The organism is Acinetobacter sp. 2JN-4 (assembly GCF_003687745.1).
GTDB classification, from domain to species: domain Bacteria; phylum Pseudomonadota; class Gammaproteobacteria; order Pseudomonadales; family Moraxellaceae; genus Acinetobacter; species Acinetobacter halotolerans.
This window is the reverse complement of the sequence record NZ_RDNY01000009.1, coordinates 139,865-150,101: the sequence shown is the minus strand read 5'-3', so window position 1 is coordinate 150,101 and position 10,237 is coordinate 139,865. Positions and strand designations below refer to the sequence as shown.

The window sequence follows — 10,237 nt, the reverse complement described above, 5'->3', positions numbered from 1 at the left end:
CCTTCCCGAACTCAGAAGTGAAACCTCTTCGCGCTGATGGTAGTGTGGCACTTGCCATGTGAGAGTAAGTCATCGCCAGCTTTTAAATTCTAAACACCCCAGTCTCGTAAGAGGTTGGGGTGTTTTTATTGGCGGGGAAAGAGAGAAATATAAATTAAAGATTGAGTTCTCTTAAAACTGCTGCATTAAACTCAGGAATATCATCCGGACAACGTGAGCTAATAAGCGGCCATTCATGGGTATTACAGCGGTGGACGGCCTTATCTACCCAATGAGCGCCCGCATTTTCAAGATCTAAGCGGATGCTTTTATATGAGGTCAGATTCTTATCTTTGATTCGCTCTGCATTGATTAGAACCCAAGGTGCATGGCAAATTGCAGCAATAGGTTTTTTCTGATCAGTAAAATATTGAATAATCTTGTGTGCTGTTTCATTAAGGCGAAGACTATCTGCATTTACAGTACCGCCCGGAATGATCAAAATATCATAATCTTCTGCTGAAACCTGATCTAAAGAAGTTTGAGGGGAATAGCTAGGCCCTATTTCTTTATCACTTTTCACTGTTTGTACTGTTTGAGATGTCTCTGCGGCATGTATGACTTCAACCCCTTTAGCTTTTAAGAACTCAAGGGGCTGGATAAGTTCATCGTGTTCAACACCAACATTTGAAGTTATAAATAATGCTTTTTTAGCCATCGTAGTTTCTCCTCAAGATTACTTTTAGTTAGGTTAGCAATGCAAAAGCGGGAGAAATGTAGTGCTTTAAGTGGCAGATTGTATCTTAAGAGACAAGATGTCTAGTTCTGTTACATCCTAATAAAAGTAATAAAAAAAGCCCTATCATCCTGATGGGGCTTTTTTCGTATTTAGTTTATTGTTGCTTACTTCCTATAAACAACCACTTCCTGTGGGTCTTGTTATTCTGAAGGAGACTTCCTGTCTCTGTATGATTTATATATTAAAATGAATACAGGGCACTGTATATTCGTCAATGACCCCGATCACTGTACGTTCAGGCTTACAGCTAAGCTGAATGATATTTCTGTAATTTCTCAACCATTCCTTTTAAACCTTTCACCTCAAACTCATTTGCTTCAAAGGTTTGTTCTTTATTACGTTTGAAAATATCCCGAATTTCTAAGGTCGCATTAGAATCAATCATGCCAAGTTGTGTACCCACCTGACGGATCTGATCAATTGAACGAGAGCCATTAGTTGAGCCATAACCGATGTAAGCAGCAGGTTTACCTTGCCATTCCCTACCTAAGTAGTCCAATGCATTCTTAAGCGCTGGGCTATAACCATGATTATATTCAGGGCTAATCAAGATAAAAGCATCAGCAGTTGCAATTTTATCGGCCCACTGTTGTTGTTTGGGTTGATCATAAATCCCCGAGGCAGGAGGGTTAGCACCTGCAAAAATAGGCAGATCCCATTCTTTCAAGTCTACGATTTCTGTTTGGATGTTTTCCAATGAAAATGCTGTAATCGCCTGCTGTAGCCAATTAGCAACTTTAATCGCAGTGCGTCCTTCACGAACACTTCCAACAATAATATGAATGAGCATTTATTAATTCCTATAATTTATTTGTTTGACGATTTAATTTTCACGAATATGAGAAGGTCTAAATAATCTTATACTTATCTTGAGTGATAAAAAAAGCTCTCATTTGAGAGCTTTTGTATTACATCAGTTTAATGGCTTGCTGACCCGCAGGGGTGACTTTAAAGATTTCGACCTCAAAAGTGATGTTTTTCCCTGCCAATGGATGATTAAAATCGATTTCTGTGATGTCATCATTGACTGATTTCACGATACCAAACAAACTTGCTTTGGCTTTATCTTCGAACTCAATCATATGACCAACGATTGGAGGTTGTTCAAACTTTACTGTATCAAAGGTTTGGATATTTTCAGGATTCCAAGGACCAAAAGCATCTTCAGGTGGCAAATGTACGGTACGACGGTCGCCTGCACGTAAGCCAAATAAAGCCTTTTCAAATCCAGGTAACAAGTTACCATCACCAATCACAAGACTAACCGGTTCTTCTCGACCGCGTGTGTTGTCAATCTCAACGCCATTTTCAATCGAAACAGAAAAATGCAAATCAACTTTTGAGCCATCTTGGATACGGGTTTCTTCGTTTGGTTGGATAATGTCAGTCATATTATGCATCCTTGTTTTGGTTGCGTTTCTTTTCAAGGAAGAAGGTATCAATCAATAGCAGAATAGTCCCTAAAGTAATGGCACTGTCTGCAATGTTGAATGCTGGGAAGTGGCTGTTTTGATAGTAAACATGGATAAAGTCCACCACATAGCCCAAACTGACGCGGTCAATTAAATTACCAATCGCACCACCAAGGATCAATGCAATCGCCATTGGTAAAACGATCATTTTCTTCGGCATACGCATCAGCCAGAAAATAAAAATGACTGAAACTAATACTGCTAACGACGTAAAAAAGTAGCGTTGCCATCCACCAGCGTCTGATAAGAAGCTAAATGCTGCGCCATAATTATGCAGCAATGTCCAATTTAGAAAAGGCAGTACTGGAATAGGATCTGCATAATTTAAATGCGAGCTTGCGATCCACTTGGTCCATTGATCCAACACAATGGCTAGGAGTGAAAGTCCAAGCCAAAGTAGATTGTGTGGGTAAAATTGGAACAAGCCCGTTTTGGTTTGTGAATTAGGCATACTTTCTCACTTCGCCACTGCCAGTGACGTTGACGATACAGCGGGAGCATAAACCAGCATGACCAACATGTGTATTTACATCAGGCAATACATGCCAGCAGCGTACACATTTTTCACCTTCAGCAGCCGAAATTCGAACACGTAAACCAGCAAGGTCTGTGCTTTCACCTTGCTCAGCATAAGGGTGAACGATGACTTGAGAGGTGATCAAGACGAAACGGAGTTCGTTAGCCAATTGGTTTAATACTTTTTCTAGCGCTTCATCTGCCCAGAGTTCAACTTTAGCAGATAAGTTACTGCCCACCAGTTTAGCGTTACGTGCTGCTTCGATCTGTTTATTTACTGCTGACTTTACGCTAATCAATGTTTGCCAATCTGCTTCAGTGATTTGTCTTTCAGCTGAGGCAACAGGGATGTCATACCACTCAGCGGTGAACACGTATTTGTCAGTTTGTTCTGGAATCAGTGACCAAGCTTCTTGTGCAGTAAAGCTCAAGATAGGAGACATCCAGCGGACAAAGGCCTGAACGATATGATACAGCGCAGTTTGAGCAGATAGACGAGCTTGTGAATCGGCTTTAGTGGTGTATTGACGATCTTTGATGATGTCGAGATAGAACCCACCCAAATCGTTAATACAGAACGTGGTTAATGCGCTACACACCGCATGGAAGTTCATTTCTTCATAAGCTGCAACAATGGTTTTTTGTACATCGTGAGCACGTTGTAAGATATATTGATCAAGCTCGATCAATTGGTTTACAGGGAGCGCATCGGTACTTGGTTTAAAACCATTTAAGTTGGCAAGTAAGAAACGTAAGGTATTACGAATACGGCGATAGCTATCGCTGACACGACTAAAGATCTCTTTACTCGCTGCGATTTCATAGCGGTAGTCGCTTGAGGCAACATACAGGCGTAAGCCATCTGCACCCAATTGCTTGATGATTTCTTCTAATGGGATGTAGTTACCCAATGATTTTGAGAGTTTACGACCATTTTCATCAACCGTGAAGCCATGGGTTAGCAATGCTTTGTAGGGTGCACGATTATGGGTTGCGATCGAAGTGAGTAGTGAAGACTGGAACCAGCCACGATGTTGATCTGAACCTTCTAGATATAAGTCAGCAGGACATTCCAGATCTTCACGCTGCTCAAGTACTGCATAGTGTGTCGTACCTGAATCGAACCATACATCTAAGGTATCGCGAATAGCATTATATTGTTCAGCATCTGCACCTATGAAGTCTTTTGCTTCACGATTAAACCACGCATCAATGCCTTCTTGCTCGATCAGTTTTGCAACTTCTTCAATCAGTTCAGGGGTGCGAGGGTGTAATTCATTGGTGTCTTTATGCACGAAGAATGGGATTGGAACACCCCAAGTGCGTTGACGAGAGATACACCAGTCTGGACGGCCATCAATCATTGACTCAATTCGGCTCTTACCCCAGCTCGGTACGAACTCAATGTCATTCTCGATTGCATTGAGTGCTTTACTACGCAAGTTTTCTTGATCCATGCTAATGAACCATTGCGGTGTTGCACGGAAGATAATCGGTGTTTTATGACGCCAGCAATGTGGGTAGCTGTGTTTGATCGGTTGATGTGCCCACAAACGACCTGTCGCCCCTAAAGCTTCAATGATTTTTGGATTGGCTTTATAGATGTGCTCGCCAGCAAAGATAGGGGCAGTCGGTAAATACACACCATTGCCACCCACTGGATTATCGACTTTAAGGTTATATTGTAAGCCGACTTTATAGTCATCCACACCATGTCCAGGTGCTGTGTGTACCGCCCCTGTACCGCTGGTTGCAATAACGTGCTCACCTAAAATGATTGGAACCTGACGATCTACCAGTAATGGATGCTGAAGCAACAAGTTTTCAAGTTTGTTACCGGTAAAATCAGCCAAAACAACAGGATGCTCAAGCTTGTAACGCTCAATCGCCGATTCTACTAAATCTTTTGCCAAAATAAAGTTTTGCTTAGCGCGATCAGTGCTGACCTGAACCAACTGATAGTCAATTTCAGCATGTAATGCAACGGCTTGGTTGGCAGGCAAGGTCCACGGTGTGGTGGTCCAAATCACGATATCAGTCACGTCTTGGACGTCTATACCGAGACGCGCACTTAAATCTTTGAGATCAACAACGGTAAAACCAACGTCAATCGCATCAGATTTTTTATCTTCGTATTCAACTTCAGCTTCAGCAAGGGCAGAGCCACAGTCCATACACCAGTTCACGGGCTTTAATCCCGGCTGTACGTGACCATTTTTTTGAATTTGACCTAAAGCACGCACAATATCGGCTTCTTGCTTAAAGTTCATGGTCAGATAGGGATTATCCCAATCACCTAACACACCTAAGCGTTTAAAATCAGCGCGTTGTATATCGATTTGTTGTTGTGCATATTCACGGCAGTGCTTACGGAACGTCGCAGCATCCACTTTCTCACCGACTTTACCGACTTTTTCTTCAACTTTAAGTTCGATCGGTAAACCGTGGCAGTCCCAACCAGGCACATAAGGCGCATCAAAACCTGCCAAAGTACGACTTTTGACGATAATGTCTTTAAGCACTTTATTGACAGCGTGACCTAAGTGAATGGTACCGTTTGCATACGGAGGACCATCATGCAAAATATATTTTTTCTTACCAATACGCGATGCACGAATCTGCTGATAAATGTTGTCGGCATACCACTCTTCTAACCATTTGGCTTCACGCACAGCCAAATTTGCCTTCATCGCAAATTTAGTGTCAGGCAAATTGAGTGTGGCTTTATAATCCACTGCATTTTCAGGAGTTTGCTTATCGCTCATGCAAGTTGTCTTCCAGTTTGATCAGTCTAAACTGACAGGTTTTACAATTAAATTTAAAAAGGAAATTCAGGTGTACGCTTACGATAATCTCGTAACTGCTGTACATCATCATCAATTCCAGCTTTGAGTGCTTCAAGCGAAGGATAATTCAGTTCACCATGTAAATAGTGAAGAAAGGTTACCCGCATTAATAAGCCATACAGATTAGCAGAAACATCGGGGAAATGTACCTCTAATCGCCATTCAGGTTGAGCTTGTTGAATCGCAGGTCGTGTCCCCACATGACCTGCACCAAACAAACTGTCACCTTGGTATCCTGCAATACCATTTAGCGCAGGATCTGCATGTTTTATTGTTGCTGTAAGTGAAGCATTTTCACATACGACATCTACAGCATAAATCCCACTTAAACACGGTCTATGGCGGTTTAAGCGGACATTAATCGTTGGGAAATCAAGCGTACGTCCTATTTGATCTCCGTATTGCACACGACCTGTGATGCTATAAGGGCGACCCAGTAACTTTGCTGCTAATGCGAGATCACCTTCTTGTAAGACTTGACGAATACGGGTTGAACTAACACGGTCACCATTTAAGGCAACGGTATTAAGGTTGATCACATCAAAACCATAATCGCGTAAAAAACTGCTATTGCCTTGACGATCTTTGCCAAAATGAAAGTCATCGCCTAACACCAAGCTTTGGGCATTGAGTTTGAGTTTGAGTAATTCAGCGAATTCAGTGGCGTTTAAACTTCTAAAATAATGATCAAATTTGGCGACAGCAATATAGTCGACGCCAAGCTCTGTCAAATATTCTACTTTTTCGCGTAGAGAGCTAATGCGTGGTGGAGCATCATAACCTTTAAAAAATTCGAGAGGCTGTGGCTCAAAAATCATCACTAATGTTTTTAAGCCTTTGGCTGCTGCCAATGTTTTGAGTTGAGCAATCATCGCTTGATGTCCTAAATGGACACCATCAAAATTGCCAATCGTTACCGCAGTCGGCGGTAACTGAAAATCTGGCGATAAAGCGTTGAGACGAAGCAACTTCATGGGCGTTAAATTCAACGAATTTTGCAAAGGGTGTATTTTGCCATATTCTCAGCGTTTCGTCTTGTTGTTGTGTTTTTATACAAGATATTTTCAATATTTAAGAACTATATATCAATTAAATTGATCTATTAAATAAAAATAAATCAATTTTTCTTATTTGCGGATTGGAATAAGATTCCTTTATCGCCGCTTACTTAGAGCTAGAGATGAAAAAGCCATTTTACCAGTTACAACAGAGCAGAGATGTGATTCGTCATTTTACCCCGAACTGGTTTACTGCAACCATGGGAACGGGTGTCGTGGCAATGATTTTAGCACAGTTACCTTTTGCGTCATCGCTCATGTTTATGCTGGCAACCAAATTATGGCAGTTCAATATTCTGTTATTTAGCACTTTTAGTGTTCTTTATGTCTTACGTTGGATTCTGTTTCCAGCAGAAGCCAAGCAGATTTTCACACATCCCAATATGAGCTTGTTTTTGGGTGCAATTCCGATGGGCTTGGCAACGATTGCCAATGGTTTTCTCAATTTTGGTACGGCGTTATATGGTGATATTGCCATTCAAATTGCACAATATCTTTGGTACATCGATGTGTTTCTTGCCGTTGTGATTGCGTGGCTCGTGCCATTTTGTATGTTTAGCTGTCAAGATCATCATTTACATCGTATGACCGCAGTCTGGTTATTACCGATCGTGGCGTGTGAGGTTGCAGCAAGTTCTGCTGGTCTGTTAGTACAACATTTGGCCGCAGATCAACATGCTTTTTATATTTTGATCACGGGTTATGTGCTGTGGGGAATTTCTGTTTTGCCTGCTTTTGCGGTATTGACGATTTTGATGTTGCGCTTGGCCTTGCATCAATTGCCTGAGAAAGAGGTGGCGATCTCAAGTTGGTTGTGTTTAGGACCGATTGGTACAGGGGCATTGGCCTTACTATTATTGGGTGAGCAAGCACCACGGATTATGCAAGCCATGGGTTTTGAAAGCTTAGCAATATTATTGCCTGCTCTCGGGATTGTAGCGAGTCTAGTGTTGTTAGGCTTTGGGGTATGGTGGTTCGGTATCGCCATTTTAACCACACTGAGACATGCGCGAACTGGCATTCCATTTAACTTAGGGTGGTGGGGTCTGACCTTTCCATTTGGGGTCTTTATCTTAGCGATCTTTAATTTGGCACATCAATTACATATTGATGCGCTACAGTATGTTGCTGTGGTTTTAAGCTTACTTTTAGTTGGCTTATGGGCTTTGGTCATGAAGAAAACAGTGGCGGGCGCATATAGTGGCCAATTATTTTTCTCTCCTTGCTTGGTCGCACTGCAGCAGAAGATGCAATAATATTTGAGCTGTGGATGACCACAGCTTTTTTATATATGGTTTTCAATTTTACCTGAAACGAGTTCTAGTGTATGCGTGCTGATGTTGCCTTAATTATGGCTTTGCCAAATGAATCTAAAGGTCTGTTTGAACAGGCGGGGATTGATGTTCATTACAGCGGAATTGGCAAAATCAATGCGGCATTTAAAGCCTTTGAGGTGATTCAAAAAACAGGATGTAAGACTTTAATCAATTTGGGTAGTGCGGGGAGTTCGCATTTTAATGCACATAGTCTGGTTGAAGTGACCACATTTGTGCAGCGGGATATGGATGTGTCTCCCTTAGGTTTTGCGGTGGGTGTCACGCCAATGGATGAGGATATTCCTGCCGAAATTCATGCACAGCCCCATTTTGAGTATTTACCTAAAGGGATTTGTGGAACGGGAGATTCCTTCGAAACAGGACAGCCGAAAGTAAGCTGTAATTTAGTGGATATGGAAGGCTATGCCTTGGCAAAAGTCTGCCGCAAGTTGGATGTGCGTTTGATTTCAGTCAAATATATTACCGATGGTGCGGATGATACGGCCCATCTAGACTGGGAAGAGAACTTGCTCTTGGGCGCTCAAAAGTTATTGGCTTTGTATCAGGCACATTTTTAAATGCAAAGGTCTAGCCTTGTAGTTTGTATGGGTGGGCTTTTGCGTATCGGTAGATTGTTGAAATTAAAAGTTACTTTAGCTTGCAAGCTGGTTACGCATAACGCCCATTATGTTAAATAGGGAAATTTGTAGACTTCATTCCCCCTAATTTCTACTGTACGAAATAGGCCTGTAAAAGGCATTGTGCTGTAGTTTGATCAAGGTTTTTTTCGATATCGTTCCAACTATCGAGATATTTTTGAAATTGCTCATTCATAAAGTTTGAATGTAACGCTACCTGCATATAGTAGCCATCAATGACTAAGGCTATAAAGTTTTGGTTACTTTCAATGATGGCATATCCACCGTTTTGCATTTGCAAGAAAGAGCGAGAAGCATAGTCTAAATACTTAGTTTCTATTGGAGTCTTAGCAATCATTGCTGGAGAATATGCTGCAAAGATATTGTCATTTTTTACATTATTTATAGGTAGCCAATAAAGATATCCGTCAGTGTGCTTTAGAGTCTCACATAGTACCTCATATAAATCTTGACTACATTTTTCACTGTAATTATTTGAATAATCTAACAAATTTAATTTTTTATTTTTAGAAATTACTTCAGGATTAATATGATTATGATGATTAATCCATAAGGTGAATACTTCAGAAATATAGGTATATTCCTGATTACTTAATTTCCCATAATAGGGCTTCAATGGATCACAATCCTCAACCCAAGGTTCATTTTTCATATTCATAGAACTCTTCGCTAGTGTATTTAGATATTCGTTTTAAAGTGAAGAAAAACTAAAATTAACATAATACGCCTTATACGAAATGCTTGAAGTTTCCTCTTTAGCATCAATATTTTAGTCTAAGCCGTTCCAGGGTTAAGCACACTGGAACGGTATTTTCGTGACTATTCATGTTCCACGTATGTTTCTTAATCAATGTTCCAAATTTTTGATTAGTTCAGTTGAATAATCGCCTTAACCATTTGGCAAGAAAAAGCGACTAATAAAGTCGCTTTTTAGTGTATTTCAAACGCTAAAATTAAGGCTTGTGAAGAAAATTTAACGTGGTAATGCGCCGTACAGCATCAAATGTACTGTGTGTTCAATAGAGCGTTGGTACATGCTGCGATTGCGCAAGGTTTTACCCGTCACCATTTCCATTTGAGTGGAAAAATCAGCATAGTTTTGGGTGATTGCCCAGATATTGATAATAAACAGTTCAGGATCAATTTCTTTAGACAATTTACCTTGTTCTTGCCAAATCTGGATCACTTTGGTTTTGCGTTTAAATAGCTTTTTCAAAGGACCTTTTAAGATCGGTAAAATATGCGGTGCACCTTGGATAATCTCCAGTGCAAACAAACGCGATGCTTTCGGTTGATCGCGTGAGCTTTCTAGCTTTTGAATTAAATAGTGGGTGAGTGCTTCGGTCGGCTCAAGTTCTGATTCCAATGTTTGCAAGGGCGCAAGCCACTTTTGCAACACCGTAGTTAGCACCTCGACGTATAGAGACTCTTTATTTTCATAGTAATAGAAAATATTAGATTTGTGCATACTAGCGAGTTGTGCAATCTCATCCAAACTAGCGCCACTGAACCCATAGACGGAAAAAACATCTAGGGCAGCATTCAGCAGTTGATTGCGCTTTTGTGTACTTTTTTTCTGTTCCATCTGCGAG

At 40.9% G+C, this 10,237-nt stretch carries 10 protein-coding genes; 2 read left to right on the top strand and 8 right to left on the bottom strand.

Going from position 1 to position 10,237, the window contains the following annotated elements:
* Positions 1-154: 154 nt before the first annotated feature.
* From EAH57_RS13195 to ribF, 6 genes are all read right to left on the bottom strand, one after another.
* The gene (locus EAH57_RS13195; protein ID WP_121930456.1) at positions 155-697 is read right to left on the bottom strand and encodes a type 1 glutamine amidotransferase domain-containing protein; all 543 of its coding nucleotides are present in this window, start codon (positions 695-697) and stop codon (positions 155-157) included.
* A 328-nt stretch (positions 698-1,025) separates the two neighbouring features.
* Positions 1,026-1,568 (bottom strand): NADPH-dependent FMN reductase, encoded by a 543-nt coding sequence (locus EAH57_RS13190; RefSeq protein WP_121930455.1) that lies wholly within the window; start codon positions 1,566-1,568, stop codon positions 1,026-1,028.
* Between the two features lie 118 nt (positions 1,569-1,686).
* Positions 1,687-2,169, bottom strand: coding sequence for an FKBP-type peptidyl-prolyl cis-trans isomerase (locus tag EAH57_RS13185; RefSeq protein WP_004667902.1), 483 nt, complete (start codon positions 2,167-2,169; stop codon positions 1,687-1,689).
* 1 nt (position 2,170) lies between these two features.
* Complete coding sequence (gene lspA / locus EAH57_RS13180; protein ID WP_121930454.1) at positions 2,171-2,701, bottom strand: signal peptidase II; 531 nt, start codon at positions 2,699-2,701, stop codon at positions 2,171-2,173.
* The gene (ileS, locus tag EAH57_RS13175; RefSeq protein ID WP_121930453.1) at positions 2,694-5,531 is read right to left on the bottom strand and encodes an isoleucine--tRNA ligase; all 2,838 of its coding nucleotides are present in this window, start codon (positions 5,529-5,531) and stop codon (positions 2,694-2,696) included. Before ileS ends, lspA begins: the two co-directional genes overlap by 8 nt.
* A 53-nt stretch (positions 5,532-5,584) precedes the next feature.
* Entirely contained in the window at positions 5,585-6,586 is a 1,002-nt protein-coding gene (gene ribF / locus EAH57_RS13170) for a riboflavin biosynthesis protein RibF (protein ID WP_121930452.1), read from the bottom strand.
* Positions 6,587-6,792: 206 nt separating this feature from the next.
* Here ribF and EAH57_RS13165 point away from each other — a divergent pair, with 206 nt between their 5' ends.
* Both EAH57_RS13165 and EAH57_RS13160 read left to right on the top strand, forming a co-directional pair.
* Positions 6,793-7,926 (top strand): TDT family transporter, encoded by a 1,134-nt coding sequence (locus tag EAH57_RS13165; RefSeq protein ID WP_121930451.1) that lies wholly within the window; start codon positions 6,793-6,795, stop codon positions 7,924-7,926.
* 71 nt (positions 7,927-7,997) lie between these two features.
* Positions 7,998-8,564, top strand: coding sequence for a 5'-nucleosidase (locus EAH57_RS13160; RefSeq protein WP_121930450.1), 567 nt, complete (start codon positions 7,998-8,000; stop codon positions 8,562-8,564).
* Between the two features lie 151 nt (positions 8,565-8,715).
* Here EAH57_RS13160 and EAH57_RS13155 read toward each other — a convergent pair whose 3' ends face one another.
* Both EAH57_RS13155 and EAH57_RS13150 read right to left on the bottom strand, forming a co-directional pair.
* Positions 8,716-9,297, bottom strand: coding sequence for a hypothetical protein (locus tag EAH57_RS13155; protein ID WP_228200048.1), 582 nt, complete (start codon positions 9,295-9,297; stop codon positions 8,716-8,718).
* A gap of 321 nt (positions 9,298-9,618) precedes the next feature.
* On the bottom strand, positions 9,619-10,230 hold the full coding sequence (locus EAH57_RS13150; protein WP_121930448.1) for a TetR/AcrR family transcriptional regulator: 612 nt from the start codon (positions 10,228-10,230) through the stop codon (positions 9,619-9,621).
* Positions 10,231-10,237: the final 7 nt, after the last annotated feature.